Source organism: Enterobacter cloacae complex sp. HYC033_NIDB (assembly GCF_056673335.1).
In genome coordinates this window covers 121,525-141,178 of record NZ_CP115124.1, presented here as the reverse complement: position 1 = coordinate 141,178, position 19,654 = coordinate 121,525, and the positions used below count along the sequence as shown (strand labels likewise).

Annotated in this window: 21 protein-coding genes and 2 pseudogenes; 13 read left to right on the top strand and 10 right to left on the bottom strand. The window is 55.5% G+C overall.

Going from position 1 to position 19,654, the window contains the following annotated elements; translation table 11 throughout:
• Window positions 1–2: 2 nt before the first annotated feature.
• The gene (locus O1721_RS24315; protein WP_117005513.1) at window positions 3–1,274 is read left to right on the top strand and encodes an MFS transporter; all 1,272 of its coding nucleotides are present in this window, start codon (window positions 3–5) and stop codon (window positions 1,272–1,274) included.
• A gap of 796 nt (window positions 1,275–2,070) precedes the next feature.
• On the opposite strand, the gene O1721_RS24310 is transcribed toward O1721_RS24315, so the two are convergent.
• Window positions 2,071–2,862 carry an ANT(3'')-Ia family aminoglycoside nucleotidyltransferase AadA2 gene (locus O1721_RS24310; RefSeq protein WP_001261740.1) on the bottom strand — a complete coding sequence of 264 codons (792 nt, stop codon included), beginning with the start codon at window positions 2,860–2,862 and terminating at the stop codon, window positions 2,071–2,073.
• 145 nt (window positions 2,863–3,007) lie between these two features.
• On the opposite strand from O1721_RS24310, the gene intI1 reads away from it, so the two are divergent.
• Complete coding sequence (gene intI1, locus O1721_RS24305; RefSeq protein ID WP_000845039.1) at window positions 3,008–4,021, top strand: class 1 integron integrase IntI1; 1,014 nt, start codon at window positions 3,008–3,010, stop codon at window positions 4,019–4,021.
• Window positions 4,022–4,369: 348 nt separating this feature from the next.
• Here intI1 and O1721_RS24300 read toward each other — a convergent pair whose 3' ends face one another.
• Entirely contained in the window at window positions 4,370–4,936 is a 567-nt protein-coding gene (locus tag O1721_RS24300) for a recombinase family protein (protein ID WP_003159185.1), read from the bottom strand.
• A gap of 181 nt (window positions 4,937–5,117) precedes the next feature.
• On the opposite strand from O1721_RS24300, the gene O1721_RS24295 reads away from it, so the two are divergent.
• Genes O1721_RS24295 through O1721_RS24285 form a run of 3 tightly spaced genes read left to right on the top strand, consistent with a single transcriptional unit; the run spans window position 5,118 to window position 6,309 of the window.
• A complete protein-coding gene (locus O1721_RS24295) occupies window positions 5,118–5,369 on the top strand; it encodes an AbrB/MazE/SpoVT family DNA-binding domain-containing protein (protein ID WP_003108276.1) in 252 nt (83 codons plus the stop codon).
• Window positions 5,366–5,761, top strand: a complete 396-nt coding sequence (locus O1721_RS24290; protein ID WP_003159186.1) for a type II toxin-antitoxin system VapC family toxin — start codon at window positions 5,366–5,368, stop codon at window positions 5,759–5,761. Before O1721_RS24295 ends, O1721_RS24290 begins: the two co-directional genes overlap by 4 nt.
• Window positions 5,762–5,772: 11 nt before the next feature.
• Window positions 5,773–6,309: a hypothetical protein gene (locus O1721_RS24285; RefSeq protein WP_003159187.1), complete on the top strand. Its 537-nt coding sequence runs from the start codon at window positions 5,773–5,775 to the stop codon at window positions 6,307–6,309.
• 205 nt (window positions 6,310–6,514) lie between these two features.
• On the opposite strand, the gene O1721_RS24280 is transcribed toward O1721_RS24285, so the two are convergent.
• From O1721_RS24280 to O1721_RS24245, 8 genes and pseudogenes are all read right to left on the bottom strand, one after another.
• Entirely contained in the window at window positions 6,515–6,718 is a 204-nt protein-coding gene (locus O1721_RS24280; protein ID WP_024198696.1) for a DUF3330 domain-containing protein, read from the bottom strand.
• Between the two features lie 111 nt (window positions 6,719–6,829).
• Window positions 6,830–7,465, bottom strand: a pseudogene (locus tag O1721_RS24275) (putative bifunctional diguanylate cyclase/phosphodiesterase); the annotation flags it as partial.
• 35 nt (window positions 7,466–7,500) lie between these two features.
• Entirely contained in the window at window positions 7,501–7,737 is a 237-nt protein-coding gene (gene merE / locus O1721_RS24270; RefSeq protein ID WP_001087810.1) for a broad-spectrum mercury transporter MerE, read from the bottom strand.
• Window positions 7,734–8,099, bottom strand: coding sequence for a mercury resistance co-regulator MerD (gene merD, locus O1721_RS24265; protein ID WP_000995361.1), 366 nt, complete (start codon window positions 8,097–8,099; stop codon window positions 7,734–7,736). The genes merE and merD overlap by 4 nt, the downstream gene beginning before the upstream one ends.
• A 111-nt stretch (window positions 8,100–8,210) precedes the next feature.
• Entirely contained in the window at window positions 8,211–8,849 is a 639-nt protein-coding gene (gene merB, locus O1721_RS24260) for an organomercurial lyase MerB (protein WP_000761850.1), read from the bottom strand.
• 14 nt (window positions 8,850–8,863) lie between these two features.
• Window positions 8,864–10,549: a mercury(II) reductase gene (gene merA / locus O1721_RS24255; protein WP_000149288.1), complete on the bottom strand. Its 1,686-nt coding sequence runs from the start codon at window positions 10,547–10,549 to the stop codon at window positions 8,864–8,866.
• Between the two features lie 71 nt (window positions 10,550–10,620).
• Window positions 10,621–10,896 (bottom strand): mercury resistance system periplasmic binding protein MerP, encoded by a 276-nt coding sequence (merP, locus tag O1721_RS24250; protein ID WP_000732290.1) that lies wholly within the window; start codon window positions 10,894–10,896, stop codon window positions 10,621–10,623.
• A gap of 15 nt (window positions 10,897–10,911) precedes the next feature.
• Window positions 10,912–11,262 (bottom strand): mercuric transport protein MerT, encoded by a 351-nt coding sequence (locus tag O1721_RS24245; RefSeq protein WP_001294666.1) that lies wholly within the window; start codon window positions 11,260–11,262, stop codon window positions 10,912–10,914.
• Window positions 11,263–11,333: 71 nt separating this feature from the next.
• Between O1721_RS24245 and O1721_RS24240 the strand changes: the two genes are divergently transcribed.
• The 8 genes and pseudogenes from O1721_RS24240 to O1721_RS24205 all read left to right on the top strand — a co-directional run bounded on the left by O1721_RS24240 (window position 11,334) and on the right by O1721_RS24205 (window position 19,526).
• Entirely contained in the window at window positions 11,334–11,768 is a 435-nt protein-coding gene (locus O1721_RS24240) for a mercury resistance transcriptional regulator MerR (RefSeq protein ID WP_000414383.1), read from the top strand.
• A 99-nt stretch (window positions 11,769–11,867) separates the two neighbouring features.
• Window positions 11,868–12,872, top strand: a complete 1,005-nt coding sequence (locus O1721_RS24235; protein WP_000427619.1) for an IS110-like element IS5075 family transposase — start codon at window positions 11,868–11,870, stop codon at window positions 12,870–12,872.
• Window positions 12,873–13,148: 276 nt separating this feature from the next.
• Window positions 13,149–13,268, top strand: a pseudogene (locus tag O1721_RS24230) (permease); the annotation flags it as partial.
• A 9-nt stretch (window positions 13,269–13,277) separates the two neighbouring features.
• Window positions 13,278–13,394 carry a hypothetical protein gene (locus O1721_RS24225; protein ID WP_000338626.1) on the top strand — a complete coding sequence of 39 codons (117 nt, stop codon included), beginning with the start codon at window positions 13,278–13,280 and terminating at the stop codon, window positions 13,392–13,394.
• A 120-nt stretch (window positions 13,395–13,514) separates the two neighbouring features.
• Complete coding sequence (locus tag O1721_RS24220) at window positions 13,515–13,889, top strand: hypothetical protein (RefSeq protein WP_000868820.1); 375 nt, start codon at window positions 13,515–13,517, stop codon at window positions 13,887–13,889.
• 113 nt (window positions 13,890–14,002) lie between these two features.
• Window positions 14,003–14,728, top strand: a complete 726-nt coding sequence (locus tag O1721_RS24215; RefSeq protein ID WP_000988731.1) for a hypothetical protein — start codon at window positions 14,003–14,005, stop codon at window positions 14,726–14,728.
• A 240-nt stretch (window positions 14,729–14,968) separates the two neighbouring features.
• Window positions 14,969–19,114 (top strand): RHS repeat-associated core domain-containing protein, encoded by a 4,146-nt coding sequence (locus O1721_RS24210; protein WP_011872905.1) that lies wholly within the window; start codon window positions 14,969–14,971, stop codon window positions 19,112–19,114.
• The gene (locus O1721_RS24205; protein WP_001165345.1) at window positions 19,104–19,526 is read left to right on the top strand and encodes a hypothetical protein; all 423 of its coding nucleotides are present in this window, start codon (window positions 19,104–19,106) and stop codon (window positions 19,524–19,526) included. Before O1721_RS24210 ends, O1721_RS24205 begins: the two co-directional genes overlap by 11 nt.
• Window positions 19,527–19,654 lie beyond the last annotated feature (128 nt).

The window sequence follows — 19,654 nt, the reverse complement described above, 5'->3', positions numbered from 1 at the left end:
TCATGTTGAATCAGGCAGCGTCTGAACCTACTCGGGATCTTTCTGACCGCGATACATGTGGTCAAAGTGACCCCGGTCCTGATTGGCCGTTAAGGTTTTGGGCTATTTTTATTGGGCAGGCGCTTTCTCTGTGTGGATCGGCCCTGACTCAGTTTGTGCTGCTATGGTGGATCACGGATACCACCGGCAGTGTCAGTGCGTTGGCTATTGCAGGTATTGTGGCTTTACTGCCACAAGCCTTGCTTAGTCCTCTGGGTGGAGTACTTGCAGACCGTTACAGCCGCCGACTTTTGATGATCATTCCTGATGTTGTCAGCGCGATATGCATGGTGGTGCTCATCGTGCTATTTAATACCGAAAGTATCGAAATATGGCATATCTGGGTGATGTTGGGGATCCGCAGTGCGATGCAAGCATTTCAGGCACCAGCAGCGGCGGCGAGCACATATATGCTAGTCCCCAAAAGTTTCTTGATGCGAGCCGCTGGACTTAATCAGGCTTTACAAAGCATGACAGTGGTCATTGCAGCGCCGCTGGGGGCCCTTGCTATAAGTGTCATGCCAATCGGCTGGGCCATATCTATAGATGTGTTCACTGCACTTTGTGCTGTGATACCACTGTTGATATTCGCAATTCCTCAGAGTCGTGCAGTCCGTAAGGCTGATACAAGTATGGTCAGTGAGTTCAAGGAAGGTATTGATACCATTCGAAACACTCCGGGACTAGCCCGATTATTCCTGCTGCTGGCGACGACGGTGCTTGTGATTATGCCGTCATTTACATTATTACCGCTGTTGGTTAAACAATATTTTGGCGGCGGCGCTAATCAAGTGGCTTTGATGGAGGGCTTGTCGGGTGTAGGGATGGTCTTGGGTGGCTTAGCTGTTGCTGCTATGCAATTAAAAACCCCTATTTACTGGATTCTGGCAGGGTTTGCTACGTCTTGTTTTGCCGTCGCATTAACGGCACTGGTTCCATCCAGCCTATTTGGCGTTGCCGTTGCGTGGTGGGTCATCAGTGGTGTGTGTTTTGTTTTCGGTAGTGCACCTCTGACGGCATTGTTGCAGACCATCATCCCAAATTATCTTCAAGGACGTGTTTTGTCCATTATGAACTCGATGATGAGCCTTGCGGCTCCCATTGGGTTGTTGCTGATAACACCTCTGGGAGAAATTTTTGATGTCGGAGCTATTTTTCTTGTAGCGGGGATTTTAGGCGGATTAGTCAGTGTAAGTGGGTTCTTTTCGCCAAAGTTACTGAAACTGGGGCGTTGAGCTGATTTAAATTCAACAGTGCGGATACAGCTCGAATAGGTACTTTCTAGTCGATATGTTCATCCGCATATGTTCGCCTTAATCTCAATAGTTAATTATTAGAAACGATGAAACTGAGCAGAGTTATCAAGAATGTCGGCTCTATAGCCGAAAGAAGACCATTAACAAGAAGGAATTGTAATCGCCGCTTTTGGCACAAAGCCGAGACCCGACGAAGTGGTACTTTCCGTGAAAGTTGTGGTGCGATTAATTTGCAACACGTGGTAAGGAGCGGTTGCAATGTGGTGGTAAATTAAGTGCAACTAATCAAGAAGGTGAATCAATGAGTGAACAACTGAACTGTCAAAGCCGCATGGATGCGGCGACAACTCTGTACTTGCCGCAAATAACTATCCCCGTCCTGCTAAACCAATGACGTAACTCCTATCTCTCCCGACTTGTTGGAACAAGTCGCACTCACAAGGTGCAATTAAACACTGAACAAAAATTCATGGATGAATGGTTACCGCCGAAGGACTCGGCGCAAATAAAAAACGTACATACCATTATACACAGTATGTACGTTTGAAATGAAAGCCGCTGACGTTATATGTAAAGCCCTGTCACTCACTCACACGCGAATAGACACTGTTTTTACTATATACTCCTTCAGGTAGGGCTTATTATGCACGCTTAAAAATAATAAAAGCAGACTTGACCTGATAGTTTGGCTGTGAGCAATTATGTGCTTAGTGCATCTAACGCCGGAGTTAAGCCGCCGCGCGTAGCGCGGTCGGCTTGAACGAATTGTTAGACATCATTTACCAACTGACTTGATGATCTCGCCTTTCACAAAGCGAATAAATTCTTCCAAGTGATCTGCGCGTGAGGCCAAGTGATCTTCTTTTTGTCCCAGATAAGCTTGCTTAGCTTCAAGTAAGACGGGCTGATACTGGGCAGGTAGGCGTTTTATTGCCCAGTCGGCAGCGACATCCTTCGGCGCGATTTTGCCGGTTATTGCGCTGTACCAAATGCGGGACAACGTAAGCACTACATTTCGCTCATCGCCGGCCCAGTCGGGCTGCGAGTTCCATAGCTTCAAGGTTTCCCTCAGCGCCTCGAATAGATCCTGTTCAGGAACCGGGTCAAAGAATTCCTCCGCTGCCGGACCTACCAAGGCAACGCTATGTTCTCTTGCTTTTGTAAGCAGGATAGCTAGATCAATGTCGATCATGGCTGGCTCGAAGATACCCGCAAGAATGTCATTGCGCTGCCATTCTCCAAATTGCAGCTCGCGCTTAGCCGGATAACGCCACGGGATGATGTCGTCATGCACGACAAGGGTGACTTCTATAGCGCGGAGCGTCTCGCTCTCGCCAGGGAAAGCCGAAGCCTCCATAAGGTCATTGAGCAATGCTCGCCGCGTCGTTTCATCAAGCTTTACGGCCACAGTAACCAACAAATCAATATCGCTGTATGGCTTCAGGCCGCCATCCACTGCGGAGCCGTACAAATGCACGGCCAGCAACGTTGATTCCAGATGGCGCTCAATGACGCTTAGCACCTCTGATAGTTGGTTCGAAATTTCGATGGTCACCGCTACCCTCATGATGTCTAACTTTGTTTTAGGGCGACTGCCCTGCTGCGTAACATCGTTGCTGCTCCATAACATCAAACATCGACCCACGGCGTAACGCGCTTGCTGCTTGGATGCCCGAGGCATAGACTGTACAAAAAAACAGTCATAACAAGCCATGAAAACCGCCACTGCGCCGTTACCACCGCTGCGTTCGGTCAAGGTTCTGGACCAGTTGCGTGAGCGCATACGCTACTTGCATTACAGCTTACCAACCGAACAGGCTTATGTCCACTGGGTTCGTGCCTTCATCCGTTTCCACGGTGTGCGTCACCCGGCAACCTTGGGCAGCAGCGAAGTCGAGGCATTTCTGTCCTGGCTGGCGAACGAGCGCAAGGTTTCGGTCTCCACGCATCGTCAGGCATTGGCGGCCTTGCTGTTCTTCTACGGCAAGGTGCTGTGCACGGATCTGCCCTGGCTTCAGGAGATCGGAAGACCTCGGCCGTCGCGGCGCTTGCCGGTGGTGCTGACCCCGGATGAAGTGGTTCGCATCCTCGGTTTTCTGGAAGGCGAGCATCGTTTGTTCGCCCAGCTTCTGTATGGAACGGGCATGCGGATCAGTGAGGGTTTGCAACTGCGGGTCAAGGATCTGGATTTCGATCACGGCACGATCATCGTGCGGGAGGGCAAGGGCTCCAAGGATCGGGCCTTGATGTTACCCGAGAGCTTGGCACCCAGCCTGCGCGAGCAGCTGTCGCGTGCACGGGCATGGTGGCTGAAGGACCAGGCCGAGGGCCGCAGCGGCGTTGCGCTTCCCGACGCCCTTGAGCGGAAGTATCCGCGCGCCGGGCATTCCTGGCCGTGGTTCTGGGTTTTTGCGCAGCACACGCATTCGACCGATCCACGGAGCGGTGTCGTGCGTCGCCATCACATGTATGACCAGACCTTTCAGCGCGCCTTCAAACGTGCCGTAGAACAAGCAGGCATCACGAAGCCCGCCACACCGCACACCCTCCGCCACTCGTTCGCGACGGCCTTGCTCCGCAGCGGTTACGACATTCGAACCGTGCAGGATCTGCTCGGCCATTCCGACGTCTCTACGACGATGATTTACACGCATGTGCTGAAAGTTGGCGGTGCCGGAGTGCGCTCACCGCTTGATGCGCTGCCGCCCCTCACTAGTGAGAGGTAGGGCAGCGCAAGTCAATCCTGGCGGATTCACTACCCCTGCGCGAAGGCCATCGGTGCCGCATCGAACGGCCGGTTGCGGAAAGTCCTCCCTGCGTCCGCTGATGGCCGGCAGCAGCCCGTCGTTGCCTGATGGATCCAACCCCTCCGCTGCTATAGTGCAGTCGGCTTCTGACGTTCAGTGCAGCCGTCTTCTGAAAACGACATTTGAACCGGGAACCTTCCCTTTTTGGCTAGGCGTGAAACAATGGTCATTTTCCCTATACCCAAAATGACCAGGAGGCCCGCATGAAAGTCGCACGCATCTACCTGCGCGTGAGCTGTCATTTTCAGAAGACGACTGCACGGAATATCAGGAGTCGGCTGCACTGGTGGATTGCAGCGCGGTGTACAGGGCCGTCTTGCTCACCTTGAGCCGTGTAGCGGCCTCTCGGACATTAAGCCCGTTGGCGATGTGCTCCCGCGCTCGCTGCAACTTGTCGGCGGTGACAACCGGCTTTCGCCCGCCCTTCCTCCCACGAGCGGCGGCGGCAGTCAACCCGGCCTTGGTGCGCTCGCGGATCAAGTCGCGCTCGAACTGGCCCAGCGCGCCGAACACGTGGAAGATGAGCCGCCCGCCTGGCGTGGTGGTGTCGATGGCTTCCGTCAGAGAACGGAAGCCGACGCCTCGCGCTTCCAGCGCGCCTATCGTTTCGATTAGGTGCGGCATAGAGCGCCCGAGCCGATCCAGCCGCCAGACGGCCAGCACGTCGCCGTCGCGCAGGTAGGCCAGCGCATCAGCCAAGCCGGGGCGGTCGGCCTTGGCCCCGGAAGCCGTGTCCTCGAAAACGCGCTCGCAGCCTGCCTTGCGTAGCGCATCCGTCTGCAAGGCGGTGTCCTGTTCCGCCGTCGATACCCGCGCATAGCCGATCAGTGCCATTTGCCGCCTCTCTTGTCCGTCATTCCGTCCGCCTATCTTAATGTCCGACAACCCGTTGTGCAATAACTTTGCTGGACAGTGTCCGGCATGGCCGACTAATGATCGTTTGACGGACATTGACGGTAAGGCATTTTTGCATTACTATGTGAAGCATCAACCTTGATTGCGAGGGCAAACCACCATGACCACATTGACCGTTACCGCACGGGGACAAGTGACGTTTCGGAAGGACGTACTGCAACACCTCGGCATCAGGCCAGGCGACAAGATCGAGCTGGACTTGTTGCCAGACGGTCGGGGCGTGCTCAAGGCGGCACGGCCCGCAGGGACGATAGCCAGCTTTGTCGGCCTGCTCGCGGGCAAGACGCAGAAGGTTGCCACCATCGAAGAAATCAACGAGGCGGCGGCGCAAGGCTGGGCAGGTAAGCAATGAAGGTCGCAGTCGATACCAACGTCCTTGTGCGTGCGGTTGTGCGTGACGATCCCGCACAAGCGGACGTTGCCGCCGCAGTCTTGACCGACGCCGAGTTGATCGCGGTCGCGCTGCCGTGCCTATGCGAATTTGTTTGGGTGCTGCTGCGTGTCTACGGCTTCCAGCAAGCCGACGCGGCCAGCGCGATCCGGGCACTACTGGCCGCCGCGAATGTGGAAGTGAACCGGCCTGCCGTGGAGGCTGGCTTGCTGGTGCTCGACGCGGGCGGAGACTTTGCCGATGGCGTCATTGCCTACGAAGGCAACTGGCTTGGCGGGGAAACCTTCGTTTCCTTCGATAAGAAGGCGGTGGCACTTCTCACGGCGCAAGGGCAATCAACGCGCCTTTTGTGACGGACATGAGCATGAACGAATTCCGCCGACTGGCCGCGAAGATCGACCAACACATGCAGCAGCTTGCCGCCCAGGGTGTCAGCGAGGCCCATGCCATCATCAATCGCATGATGGGGTACGGGCCTGACCTGCACAGGATTTGGGTCGGCACATCCGATCAGCAGCTCATGGCGCTGTCCCGCGAGTTCCCAGGGTTCTACCGCTACGCCCGCATCATGGAAGAGGCATCCGAAGCCGAGCGCCGCAAGGCTTCGCGGCCCTATGACGGCATGGCCGAGTTCTCCGAACAGCACAAGCAAATGGGCGCGCAACTGCTGACCACGGCGGCCACGCTTGAGCGTGGCTACCAGGCGTTTCGTGCGAGCGGCAGTCTCCAAGACTTCCGGCCTCAGCTCGACGAGCTGGGCCGCCTGCATCGGCAATGGCTGTCCGACCTGGAAGCCTTCAAAGACTCGCTGCGCACGCAGGGCGCAGAACCCAAGGTGCTGGAATACGTGAACGAGGCTTTCGGCCGCCTGGCCGAGCGCATCAAGCAGCTTGCCGGTTGATCGCCGGAATTTTCGGCGGTTCCGGCTTTGTCGCGCCGTGCACAAGAGTTCTGAGCAATTCCGATCTCTCGCGGCGCTTCGTGCATAGAACTTCTGACCGTTCCCGGTCAGAAGTTCTATGCACACACGGCGGCCAGCCCAGTGAACTGGTGCAGTCGCCTTCTGAAAACGACACATGGCATCTGACATCAAGTTAGGGTATGCCTCAGTCTGACAGTGATGAGTCGCAGGCGTTCGGATCGGCATCGGTTTCGCTCCCGGTCTTGGCGCGCGCCTGGAAGCGCTGATAGCACTCCAGCCCGCAGAAGTGCTCGACGTATTCCGCGCCTTCCGGGGTGAAGGCGGCATCGAGCGGGATTTCCTTGCAGCACACGCAGCAACTGGTGGCAGTCGGATCATTTGCATTCATGGTGGCACCCCTCCATTGACTGACGAAGACGGCGAATGCCGCCGCCGGCATCGGCTTGGCGAACAGGAAGCCTTGTCCTGTGTCGCAGTCCGCTTGTCGCAACAAATCAAGACTCGCCGATGTTTCCACGCCTTCGGCCACTACTTCCATGCCAAGCCCATGCGCAAGCTGAATCACGGTGCGCACGATGGTCTGGTCGCGGTGGTCGTTGGCGAGTCCGGCGACAAACGATTGGTCGATCTTGAGCGTGCTGATGGGGCAGCATTTCAGGTGTTGCAGGCAGGAATAGCCGGTGCCGAAGTCGTCGGCGGCGAAGCGCACACCGATCTGTCGCAAAGCTTCCAGGGCGGGGAAGATCGCCGGATCACCGAACGCAACCGATTCGGTCAGCTCAATTTCAAGATACGCGGCGGGCAACCCGGCATCGGCCAGCACGCCCTTTACCCACTTGTCGAAATCTGGCCCCACTTGGCTCGCCGAAACATTGACGGCCAGCCGGAACGGTTGCCATGCCAGCACCCGCCAGTCGCGCATTTGACGGCAGGCTGCGCCCAGCACCCATGCGCCGATTTCCGGCATCAGGCCGGACGATTCGATCACGGGCAGGAACTGGCCCGGCGGCAACAGTCCGAGCGTCGGATGACGCCAGCGCAACAGGGCTTCCGCGCCGACAATCTGCTCACTGCGCAAATCGACAATCGGCTGGTAGTGCAGCTCAAGCTGCCCGCGCTCGACCGCCTGCGCCAGTTGCGCCACTGTCCATTCAATTGGCTGGGAAGCGCTCATGATCGACCTCTGAAGGCCCGCAGCAGCCGCGTCACAGACAGGACAAACAAGCCGGTCAGCGTGAGGGCTGCAATACCCCAGTGCTCGCCGATGAACGCGCCGGCCGTCGTGCCGGCCAGCACAATGGCGAGAATCGGCAAATGACAGGGACAGGTGAGCACCGCCAGCGCACCCCACAGGTAGCCGGTGAACGGCTTGTGTGTCTCGGCCGGCATGCGCTCGGGGCTGTTCATGGCAAACTCTCCGCATGCTGTGCCGGCGCGGTCGGCATGGCGGCCAACTGCACTTCCAGATTGGCCAACGCTTCGCGCCGGCGTTCGACGAACTGACGCAGCACAGCAAGCTGCGCGGCAGTTTCATCGCAGTTCGCCGCATCCAGCGCCCGGCACAGCCGCGCCAATGCGCCGAGGCCGATGCCCGCCTCGAAGGCGGCCCGCACGAAGCACAGTCGCTGCAAGGCGGCGTCATCGAACAGGCCGTAGCCACCCGTGGTGCAGGCGACTGGCCGCAGCAATCCGCGCAGCAGGTAGTCGCGCACGATATGCACGCTCACCCCGGCATCAAGGGCCAGCCGGGACACCGTGTAGGCGTTCATCGAACACCTCCTTTTGGTCGGTTCACGGCAATGCATATACCGTTTCGCCGAGTTCAATCCGCGCGCTGCGAATCCGATGCCGGTGCCGTAGAACATTGGGTCGATATCCGATCACGGTGTCCTAGATGACATGGTCTGCAACAGATGTCGATTAAACTCCTGGCCCAAGCCGAAAGCCTCGTGGACACTGACGATCGCCAATCCTTCCAATCCTTGATGCTTGGAGGCCCAGTCTTCCGCCGTCGGGACAGATGCAAAGAAATGTACATGGCAACAGAAGGACTGACGAACGTCGGCTGCTTCCTGCGGCAATACCAAGGACACCGCCATGCCGGCAGGTTCGACAGCCTGTATCTCGCTGGGTGAAACCGTGAGTGAAACGGGTGCTCCGGTTGCAGCGCAATGCGATGAGACGCGAGCTGTACGGCCGATCAGCGCCGGAAATATCAAGGTGTCCAGCGCGCACCAGGCATACAGACGGCGGTCGTCAATTTCAAAGACATACGAAGTCTCGCGCAAGGTGAGGCCGTAGCCGATGATGTTCCCATCTTTGTCATATTCGGTACTGGTGGCCTGTTCGAGTACGGCGGCCACTCGCTCAGCGGGCCAGTCGAGAATCCCGGCAAGTGTCGTTCGTGAAACCGGACGCCCCTTGGCGAGTTCCCGCAGTAGCGGGACCAAGAGATCCGCAGTACCATTGGTACGATTGACCGAAGTGAGACGTTCTAAAATATATGGGGCGAGCTTCATGGTTCCATCTCCTTTCATCCTGCGCAGCAGGACAATTGTTTGACATCCTTGGTGAAGGTCTGCGCCGCGAGCTTCAGCCCCTCGACCATCGTCAGGTAGGGGAACAACTGGTCGGCCAGTTCCTGCACCGTCATGCGGTTGCGAATGGCGAGAACAGCCGTCTGGATCAATTCGCCGGCTTCCGGGGCGACGACCTGCACGCCGATGAGCCGTCCGCTACCTTCCTCGATGACCAGCTTGATAAAGCCGCGTGTGTCGAAGTTGGCAAGCGCACGCGGCACGTTGTCGAGCGTGAGCGTGCGACTGTCGGTTTCGATCCCGTCGTGATGCGCTTCCGCTTCGCTGTAGCCCACGGTTGCTACTTGCGGATCGGTGAACACCACGGCCGGCATCGCGGTTAGATTGATGGCAGCATCCCCTCCGGTCATGTTGATCGCGGCACGGGTGCCGGCCGCTGCCGCCACATAGACGAATTGTGGCTGGTCCGTGCAGTCGCCGGCCGCGTAAATGTGTGGCGTGCTGGTGCGCATGCCCTTGTCGATGACGATGGCACCCTGCGCATTGACGGTGACTCCCGCCGCGTCGAGTGCCAGGCTGCGCGTGTTCGGTGTCCGTCCGGTAGCGACCAGCAGCTTGTCGGCACGTACTTCACCGTGTCCCGTGGTCAGCACGAATTCGCCGTTCACATGCGCGACCTGGCTGGCTTGCGTGTGTTCCAGTACCTTGATCCCTTCGGCACGGAAGGCCGCTGTGACGGCCTCGCCGATGGACGGGTCGTCGCGGAAGAACAGCGTGTTGCGAGCTAGGATCGTGACCTGGCTGCCCAGCCGGGCGAAGGCTTGCGCCAGTTCCAGCGCGACCACCGACGAGCCGATCACGGCTAGGCGTTCGGGAATGGTGTCGCTGACCAAGGCCTCGGTCGAAGTCCAGTAGGGTGACTCTTTCAGGCCCGGAATCGGCGGCATGGCCGGACTGGCACCCGTGGCGACCAGGCAGCGGTCGAACATCACGACGCGCTCACCACCCTCGTTCAAACTAACGATAAGGCTCTGGTCGTCCTTGAAACGCGCTTCACCGTGCAGAACGGTGATGGCTGAATTGCCGTCCAGGATGCCTTCGTACTTGGCATGACGGAGTTCTTCGACACGGGCCTGCTGCTGGGCCAGCAGCCGCTCGCGCAAGATCGTCGGCGGTGTGGGTGGCATGCCGCCGTCGAATGGGCTTTCCCGGCGCAGATGGGCGATGTGGGCGGCGCGGATCATGATCTTGGACGGCACACAACCGACGTTGACGCAGGTGCCGCCGATGGTGCCGCGCTCAATCAGCGTGACCTGCGCGCCTTGCTCGACGGCCTTCAGTGCTGCCGCCATCGCGGCTCCACCGCTGCCGATCACGGCGACTTGCAACGGGCGCTCGCCGCCGCTGCCCTTGTCGGCGGCACCCATCCAGCCGCGCACCTTGTCGAACAGCCCAGTGCGGTTGTCGGTCGGCGGGGCATCGGCGAGCATCGCTTTGTAGCCCAGGCCAGCCACGGCGGCGGTCAGTGCGTCCGGCGCTGTGCCTGGATCAAGGGCGAGCTGGGCCGCGCCCTTGGCATAGGACACTATGGCAGATTGGACGCCGGGTACTTTTTCCAGCGCTTCCTTGACGTGCGCCGCGCACGAGTCGCAGGTCATGCCGGTGATTTTTAGATGGGTCATGCGACAGATCCTTTTTCGTTTGTGGTAGCAGACAAGGGCGTCAGATGTGCTGCGCTGCCGTTTTCAGTGCCTCACTTCTTGACGCTGGACGGATAGCCCGCGTCTTCGGTGGCCTTGGTCAGCTTCTGCACGCTGGTCTTGGCATCATCGAAGGTGACAACCGCTTCGCGTGTCTCGAAGGTCACGTTAACTTTGCTGACGCCTTCGACCTTGGAAATCGCCTTCTTAACGGTGATCGGACAAGCGGAGCAGGTCATGCCCGGTACGGACAGCGTGACGGTCTGGGTGGCGGCCCACACGGGGGCAACAACGGCAGCGATGGCGAGAGAGGCAAACAGTTTTTTCATGATGAACTCCTGTGATTAATAGAAAAATGGCATGACGTAGGGAAATCCGAGCGCGACCAGAACCAGCGCGGCCACGACCCAGAAAATGAGCTTGTAAGTAGCGCGCACTTGGGGAATCGCACACACATCCCCTGGTTTGCAGGCTTGCGCCGGTCGGTAGATGCGCCGCCAGGCGAAAAACAGCGCCACCAACGCCGCGCCGATGAAGATCGGGCGATAAGGTTCCAACACCGTCAAGTTGCCGATCCAAGCGCCGCTGAACCCCAGGGCGATCAGAACCAGCGGCCCCAGGCAGCAAGCCGAGGCGAGGATGGCGGCTAGCCCGCCAGTGAAGAGCGCCCCGCGCCCGTTTTGAGGTTCAGACATACGCTTGTCCTTTCAAATCTGGATTGGATAGCTTAAGCTTACTTCCGTACCAATGTACGGAGTCAAGCGATATGGAAAAAAATTTGGAGAATCTGACTATTGGCGTTTTCGCCAAGGCGGCCGGGGTCAACGTGGAAACAATCCGGTTCTATCAGCGCAAGGGCTTGTTGCCGGAGCCGGACAAGCCCTATGGCAGCATCCGCCGCTATGGCGAGGCGGATGTGACGCGGGTGCGCTTCGTGAAATCAGCCCAGCGGCTCGGATTCAGCCTCGACGAGATCGCAGAGCTGCTGAGGCTGGATGACGGCACCCACTGCGAGGAAGCCAGCAGCCTGGCCGAGCACAAGCTTCAGGACGTGCGCGAAAAAATGACCGACCTGGCGCGCATGGAAACCGTGCTATCCGAACTTGTGTTCGCCTGCCATGCGCGGCAAGGGAACGTTTCTTGCCCGCTGATTGCTTCGCTGCAAGGGGAGAAAGAGCCGCGTGGTGCCGACGCGGTGTAGCCGAGGGTAGTTACGCCTTAGCGTGCTTTATTTAATGAGATGGTCACTCCCTCCTTCCCAGTACTATGCTGAGGACAGGCTTTCATTCGGAGAACCATCATGGAAAACATTGCGCTTATTGGTATCGATCTGGGTAAGAACTCTTTCCATATTCATTGTCAGGATCATCGTGGGAAGGCCGTTTACCGTAAAAAATTCACCCGACCAAAGCTAATCGAATTTCTGGCGACATGCCCGGCAACAACCATCGCGATGGAAGCCTGTGGCGGTTCTCACTTTATGGCACGCAAGCTGGAAGAGTTAGGGCATTTTCCAAAGCTGATATCACCGCAATTTGTCCGCCCATTCGTTAAAAGCAACAAAAATGACTTCGTTGATGCTGAAGCTATCTGTGAAGCAGCATCACGTCCATCTATGCGTTTCGTGCAGCCCAGAACCGAATCTCAGCAGGCAATGCGAGCTCTGCATCGTGTCCGTGAATCCCTGGTTCAGGATAAGGTGAAAACAACTAATCAGATGCATGCTTTTCTGCTGGAATTTGGTATCAGCGTTCCGCGAGGTGCTGCCGTTATTAGTCGACTGAGTACCCTTCTTGAGGACAGTAGTTTGCCTCTTTATCTCAGCCAGTTACTGCTGAAATTACAACAGCATTATCACTATCTTGTTGAGCAGATTAAAGATCTGGAATCTCAGTTGAAACGAAAGTTGGACGAAGATGAGGTTGGACAGCGCTTGCTGAGTATTCCCTGCGTTGGAACGCTGACTGCCAGTACTATTTCAACTGAGATTGGCGACGGGAAGCAGTACGCCAGCAGCCGTGACTTTGCGGCGGCAACAGGGCTGGTACCCCGACAGTACAGCACGGGAGGTCGGACGACATTGTTAGGGATTAGCAAGCGGGGCAACAAAAAGATCCGAACTTTGTTGGTTCAGTGTGCCAGGGTATTCATACAAAAACTGGAACACCAGTCTGGCAAGTTGGCCGACTGGGTCAGGGAGTTGTTGTGTCGGAAAAGCAACTTTGTCGTCACCTGTGCTCTGGCAAACAAGCTGGCCAGAATAGCCTGGGCACTGACGGCGCGACAGCAAACTTACGAAGCATAAAGGCAGAAATACACCAGTTTAAACAATCATTCATCTGGTTTTGCGAATACTGATATTGATGATACTAACGGCCCACCGGCCTGTTGAGGAACCTGTAAAACGGAAAGGCTCATTGAAGCCGTATATTTTCTGGAGGTTCATCAGGCGCGGAACTCATCGAGGCGCGGGAATAAAATCCCATTCAGACGCCGGATAGATTCAAGCAAGCCAACTTGTCGTCAAAATCGGTGTTGCAAAAACGGGAGTGACCATAGATTCCGTTTTCTGAGACGACCCCTTGTAGGATTGGCTGTATCTGGGGACACTATAACCGTCAAAGAAGCCGGTTTGGTGTTGGTCATTGGGGTTATCCTGTGGATCTATGGTATAATCTTAACCAAGGTCAGCAATTCCTAAGGGGGTCAAATGGACGCTTTCACATTAGGCATGTTGGGGTTGCTCATTTTTTTCACTGTCGTCACTGGCGGCAGTCTGTATCTCTACCATGAGAAACAGAAGGAAAAAAAGCATCACAACGCCTAAAGAGTAACTGCGACAATGAACGTAAAGGCCAGCAATAGCTGGCCTTTTTTTATACTTGCAGTTTGAGGTGTTACATGTCACGATAAGGTAAGTGTGACATGTAACGGAAAAGGTGATTTTTTGAAAGTATCCAATGAAGATGCTCAGGCTACGGCGATCTATCTCCTCAGAGCTGCTTCGCGCCCAGCTTTCTGGCGTGACGTCCCATTCGATAAGAAACTTGAAGCCGTGGACAGCCTGAACAGCATAGGGCGATCACCATCAGAACTCACTGAATGGATTAATAAATACCTGACAGCAGAGCAAATCAATAAACTCGGGACATCAATTAGGCAACGTCGCAGAAGGGGATATGGTGTTGGTAAAAGCATAACTATAAGCGATAAAGCCCACAGGATTTTGAAGCGGTTGTCAGAAGTCGATGGTTGCAGTTTGTCAGAAGTGATCGAGAAACGCCTAGCCCGAGCTTATAAAAATACATGGGACCATAAATAGAGTGACACTAGGGGTTGCATTTTTAAAACCCGTGATAGCATCTAAATGAACCCAAACGAATAGGGGGGCTGGCGGCGATGCCGACCATTATCCCGACAATGGAGAAATAGACCATGATGACATTGACTACCGTCTCGAAGAAAACTTCAAATAATTCAGCCCTTGTATTCTGGCGCGTTGGTACAAAACGGAAAGGCATCCTTGATGTCCATATTGATTTTGACCACGAAGAAGCGGATCTTTTGGCTGAGCTCGTAGCCATTCGCTATCTGGCGCTGGACAAACAGGTTTTTTGCAGAGAGCCAGGTGCTGGTGCTGGTTACAAGCTGGTGGTATCCAAAGGTGCAATCAAGAAGCTGGCGCTGGGCAAATCCACCAAGGCTTTTGCTTTCAAGTTTGCGGCTTGCCTCACTGGGCGTTTAAAGGGCGCTACTATTGAAGTCTCGCAGAGCATGGAGTTTATGGATGAGCCGGGAGAGGGCAACATTGAGCTCCTCGATGTGGACAAGCAAGCCTATACCCAGACCCATGACGAAATATCTACACCTGCCATTGGCCCCGTCCTGGTTACTCAACATGCCATCGATCAGTATCAGGCCCGGATAACCTCTGGAGACCCTAAAAAACCGTGGGCCTCACTTGTTGGCCGCCTCCAGCATCCAGAGTTACAGGTTCAGCCCTTTGACGAGAAAGTGGCTCGCCATAAAGCCAGAAAGTATGGCCGCGTAGATAACGTGGAAGTCTGGGGCCATAGAGATTCCAAGTTCAAGTACCTGATGGTGATCAACGACGACAACCAAAAACGTGTTCTTGTCACAGTGTTTGAGCGAAATGAGTAACCTGCTTCTCATTTGTTCTGAATACACAACCTCTCCAAATCACGTATTCATACCCTAAAAGGGCAATAACGCAGTCGTTGATAACGACTCTCCCACCTGAAAATAGCTCCAGCATAAAAACTGGAGCTGTAAATGAGATCGAGACCTTCCCTTTTACTGATGCGAAACCTGCGGTCATTGGCCGTTGTGGTGCTCGCAACTTTGCCATGCGTTGCTTTTGCACAATGGCGGGTTGTAGCCGTGAGCACCGAAGTAGACAAAATGCGCTTCAACACCATCATAGACGCGCATTCCTTCATGAAGAATTATCGCTCTGGTGAGGAGCAAGGGAAGGGAACGCCAGTTGGGGATGCGCTTTATCCGGTTGCCAGTTATGGTGATGGCCGTTATGTCTCCAGGATCTGTTTTAAGTATCTAGGTGCTACTGGCGATTATGACCCCACTACCTGCACTGGCGACCCAGCTACGGTCTACTGGCGCTCAACCTATGTTCTGCCGGGTGAGATGGATAAAACACCGTTCCTGGACAGGGATCTCGGCTTACCAACAACGACCATGTGTGTAGGGAACCCTATCCATCTTGGCACCGGCAACAAGTTCCAGGCTGAACTGGATTATCAAAGCGGAGGCTCCGACCCTTTCACATTCACCAGATACTACAATAGCCACCTTCCTGATGAAGAGCTCGGCGGCTGGCGGCATACCTACTCGCGGAGCGTCGAGGTCAACGCCTCGAAGTACGGTGAGAACATGGTTGTCCTGCACCGGCCAGAAGGGCAACAACTCGCGTTCTACAACTCGTCCTCTGTCTGGGTGCCAACATGGAAAACCGATGATACCTTGACGAAGGATGCTACCGGCTGGCGCTACACTCAATCTGACGGGGTAGTCGAGGCCTATGATGAAACCGGACGACTGACCGGCATCGAGAAGCCCAACGGCAATCACATCACCCTGAGCTATCTGAACGGAGAGCTATCCTCGATCACTGACGGCTTTGGCCGCACCATCCAGTTCCAGTATCAAGATGGCCGCATGGTCAGTGTCACCGATCCTGCTGGTGGCAGTATTCAGTACCAGTACAACAGCGCTGGCAAGCTGGCGGAAGTGATCTACCAGGACAATACGAGCCGCAGCTATCTCTACGATGACCCGAATGCACCGGGTTTGCTCTCTGGGCTGGTGGACGAGAACGGCAACCGTTTCGCCACATGGGGATATGATACTCAGGGGAGAGCGGTTCTAAGCGAACACGCCGGGGGCGCAGAGAAAACTCAGGTAAGCTACAACGCTGACGGAAGCGTCTCTGTCACCAATGCCCTCGGCCACGTTCAGCGATACACCTACAGTCGCCACAATGGGATGCTCAAGCCTGATGTGGTTGAGGGTGCGCCGTGTACCGGCTTTGTGGGCGGCAAGGAAACCTACGTCTACGACAGCAAAGGCCTCGTCTCCAGCATTACTGACCGCGCTGGGCAGAAGCGCACGTTCACCCATAACGACCGGGGATTGGAAACCACCCAGATAGACCAGGACGGGGGTAAGGTTACGACCGACTGGCTTCCTTCCAAGTCGCTCCCGGCAAAAATCACAGAACCAACCAGGATCACTGAGCTCACCTACGACACTCATCTCCGGGTGATAAGCCGCAAGGTCACTGATCGCAGCTCGGGCGCTTCCCGGACATGGACCTACACCTATGCCCCTGTTGGTACAGGAAAGCCGAGCCTGTTGGCCTCGGTTGATGGTCCGCGCACCGACGTCAGCGATGTTACGACATTTGACTACGATGACCAGGGCAACCTGATCCGGACAACGAACGCGCTGGGGCAGGTGACGCAGTTTGGTGACTACGACGCGAACGGTCGCGCCGGGACCATTCAGGGTGTCAATGGTGTAACCCAAACCCTCACCTATGACGCCAGAGGAAGACTTGTCAGCTCCACTGGGCCAGAAGGAACCACGGTCTACAACTATGATGCTGTGGGCCTCCTGAGTTCGCTGACCAAGCCAAATGGTGCAACCGTCAGCTATGAGTACGACGCTGCACATCGGCTGGTGGCGGAAACAGATGCACAGGGCAACCGGCGCGAGCTTGAGCTCAATGACCTCGGGAACCCAGTAGAAGAGCGACTGCTCGATGCGCTGGGCCAGACCCGTTGGATAGAGCGCCGGATCTTCAACGAAATCGGCTGGCTCTCCAGTGTCTCCGACGCCTATAGCAATCAGTCATCGTTTTCCTACGATGTGGTGGCAAACCTGATACAGGAGACCAGTCCCTCTGGTAACACACACTCCTACAAGTACGACGGCTTCCATCACCGGACACAAACGACCGATCCCCTCGGGAAGGTCACGCAGGTGCTCTACAAGGATACCGGCGATGTTTACCGTGTCTCCGACCCTCGTTCGCGCCTGACCTACTACAGCTACAACGGCTTTGGCGAAGTGACCCAGGTCCGGAGCCCGGACACCGGCACCACCGACATTACCTATGACGAAGCCGGTAACGTGGCAACGCGCAAAACGGCCAAGGGGCAAACCACAAGCTACAGCTATGACGCGCTGAACCGGATCATCGAAACCTCCAGCGATGTCGCTGGCGAATCGCCAATTCTGTACGGGTACGACGAAGCAACCTCACCATACGGCATAGGCCGCTTGACCTCAGTCGATGATGGCAACGGTGTCCGGAGATTTGGCTACACCCCCGAAGGATGGCTGGCTTACGAAACCTGGGAAACCCACGGGCAGAGCCTGACTACCCAGTACCAATACGATGGTGCAGGCCTCGTCACGAAGATCACGTATCCCAGTGGCCGTGAGGTCTCCTACACCCGTGACTCAGCCGGTGACGTCATCGAGGTGACAACGACACAAGCAGGCACCACAACAAACCTGGCAAGCCAGATTGAGCGAGCGCCCTTTGGCCCCGTCACCAGTATGGTCAGAGGGAACGGCATTTCAGAAAGCCGCACTCTGGATCTCGATTACCGTGTCACCGGCATCGACGCTGCTAGGGTGCATTCGCTGGTCTATCGGTACACGCCAGACTCGTTGATTTCAGCCATAGACGACAATCTCAGCTCATCAGTCAATCAGTCACTCGGTTATGACGCGGTTGGCCGCATCACCTCTGCTGAGGGGATCTATGGCGTTTTGGGCTATGGCTATGACGCCACCGGCAACAGGACCTCGATCACGACCGATGGCCTGAGCCAAAGCTACACCATCAACTACATGAACAACTGGTTGGTGAAGGCCGGGCAAACCTCCAGAAGCTATGACGCCAATGGCAACCTGACGAAGCAGGGGGCGGATACCTTCACCTATGACAGCCAGAACCGGCTGGTGGCCGCAACGGTCGCGGGAGTGACTGTAAGCTACACATACAACCATCTGGATCAGCGTGTAACCAAGACCCTAAACGGGCATACCCGGCTGCTGGTTTACGACCTGGCAGGAAACCTCATCGAGGAGCTGGACGCGGCCACTGGAGACGTGCTGGCGGAGTACATCTGGCTCGATGGGACACCCTTGGGCTTTGTTCAGTCAGGACAGACCTACCAAGTCCACGTCGATCACCTGGGCACCCCGAAGGCACTGACCGACGTCAGCGGCCAAGTCGTTTGGAAGGCGAGCTACAGCCCGTTCGGTAAGGCCAGCATCATCATCCAGGGGCCAACCTTCAACCTGCGATTCCCAGGACAGTATTACGACGCGGAGACCGGGTTCCACTACAACTGGCGGCGTTACTACGACCCAGCGACCGGGCGGTACATTACCAGCGACCCTCTTGGCCTGATCGATGGAGTAAACACCTACGGGTATGTGCATGGAAACCCTATGTCCAATACCGACCCGACGGGTGAATTTGCGTTTGTTGGTGCAGGTATTGGAGCTGGGTTGGAGCTACTTAGCCAACTAATCGAAAATAATGGGAGTTGGAAATGTGTTAGTTGGTCAAAAGTTGGAATCGCCGGAGCGATTGGGGCTATAGGTGGCGGCTGGGCGTCAGGAGTTTTCAGACATGCCAGCTCCGGTAAATCGTGGTTCAAATTAAGCCAAAAATGGAGCAATGTCTCACCCAGAGTAAGGAAAGTTCAAGGGGTTCCACGAGGTAATGAGCTTCACCATTGGGCTATTCAGAGAAATGGCAAGTTTGGCAAATATGTTCCTGACTCAATAAAAAACCATCCTTGGAACTTGAAGTCCATTCCAAGAGATATTCACCAAAACATTCACGGCAATGGACCTACCCCATATAGCGCATTTGGTCGTTGGTGGCACGGGACGCCTGAATGGGCAAAAGTAGCTCAAGCCTCTCCTGTTAGTGGTGGTTTAGCTGATTCAATAAATGATGAGGGATGCGGTTGTGCAAATTGAATTTCCAGCGCTGCTTGTGAGCAGCAAGAAAAGGTCGCTCTTCGTAGTGGCATCAGAATCCGAGTTCGGGAAATGTACTATTCAGTCTTTGAGGAACGGTTATTTTGAGCTGATGGACATTTATGATTCGGAAGGTCGTCACTACAAAATAGACGAGGTTGCGAGCTACAAGCCGCTAAGTCCATTCTGGTACTGGCCTGTAGAAATTGTGATGTATGGTTCTCGACTGTTTAAGGCTAATTTCAATGCTGTTCTTATCTCTAATCTGGATTGCAAGGAGTTAAAATCTGAACTTTGTGATTTGGCTAAAAAGTACAGAAGTAATTTGGATTCCGGCGTCGGAATTGAAAAGATTATGGAGGAAATGGAGTCTGCCAGAACAATTAAAGAATTGATAAAGGTTTTTGGCTAGTTATTCATTGAATACGCTGGTGTTAGTCTAGCTAACCGACGCCAGCGGCCAAGTGTTTGGAAGGCGAGCCATCATAGAGTCAGTAGAGAGAGATACTTTTGGAAATCAATAGTATTATGATTGGTACA

Bases quoted from the DNA above. Each gene is read 5' to 3' on its own strand.
- intI1 (WP_000845039.1), top strand. From the start codon at position 3,008: ATGAAAACCGCCACTGCGCCGTTACCACCGCTGCGTTCGGTCAAGGTT.
- merD (WP_000995361.1), bottom strand. From the start codon at position 8,099: ATGAACGCCTACACGGTGTCCCGGCTGGCCCTTGATGCCGGGGTGAGC.
- merB (WP_000761850.1), bottom strand. From the start codon at position 8,849: ATGAAGCTCGCCCCATATATTTTAGAACGTCTCACTTCGGTCAATCGT.
- O1721_RS24235 (WP_000427619.1), top strand. From the start codon at position 11,868: ATGGAAAACATTGCGCTTATTGGTATCGATCTGGGTAAGAACTCTTTC.
- O1721_RS24280 (WP_024198696.1), bottom strand. From the start codon at position 6,718: ATGAATGCAAATGATCCGACTGCCACCAGTTGCTGCGTGTGCTGCAAG.
- O1721_RS24240 (WP_000414383.1), top strand. From the start codon at position 11,334: ATGGAAAAAAATTTGGAGAATCTGACTATTGGCGTTTTCGCCAAGGCG.
- O1721_RS24285 (WP_003159187.1), top strand. From the start codon at position 5,773: ATGAACGAATTCCGCCGACTGGCCGCGAAGATCGACCAACACATGCAG.
- O1721_RS24300 (WP_003159185.1), bottom strand. From the start codon at position 4,936: ATGGCACTGATCGGCTATGCGCGGGTATCGACGGCGGAACAGGACACC.
- merP (WP_000732290.1), bottom strand. From the start codon at position 10,896: ATGAAAAAACTGTTTGCCTCTCTCGCCATCGCTGCCGTTGTTGCCCCC.
- O1721_RS24225 (WP_000338626.1), top strand. From the start codon at position 13,278: ATGGACGCTTTCACATTAGGCATGTTGGGGTTGCTCATTTTTTTCACT.
- O1721_RS24290 (WP_003159186.1), top strand. From the start codon at position 5,366: ATGAAGGTCGCAGTCGATACCAACGTCCTTGTGCGTGCGGTTGTGCGT.
- O1721_RS24295 (WP_003108276.1), top strand. From the start codon at position 5,118: ATGACCACATTGACCGTTACCGCACGGGGACAAGTGACGTTTCGGAAG.
- O1721_RS24245 (WP_001294666.1), bottom strand. From the start codon at position 11,262: ATGTCTGAACCTCAAAACGGGCGCGGGGCGCTCTTCACTGGCGGGCTA.
- O1721_RS24215 (WP_000988731.1), top strand. From the start codon at position 14,003: ATGATGACATTGACTACCGTCTCGAAGAAAACTTCAAATAATTCAGCC.
- O1721_RS24310 (WP_001261740.1), bottom strand. From the start codon at position 2,862: ATGAGGGTAGCGGTGACCATCGAAATTTCGAACCAACTATCAGAGGTG.
- O1721_RS24315 (WP_117005513.1), top strand. From the start codon at position 3: ATGTTGAATCAGGCAGCGTCTGAACCTACTCGGGATCTTTCTGACCGC.
- merE (WP_001087810.1), bottom strand. From the start codon at position 7,737: ATGAACAGCCCCGAGCGCATGCCGGCCGAGACACACAAGCCGTTCACC.
- merA (WP_000149288.1), bottom strand. From the start codon at position 10,549: ATGACCCATCTAAAAATCACCGGCATGACCTGCGACTCGTGCGCGGCG.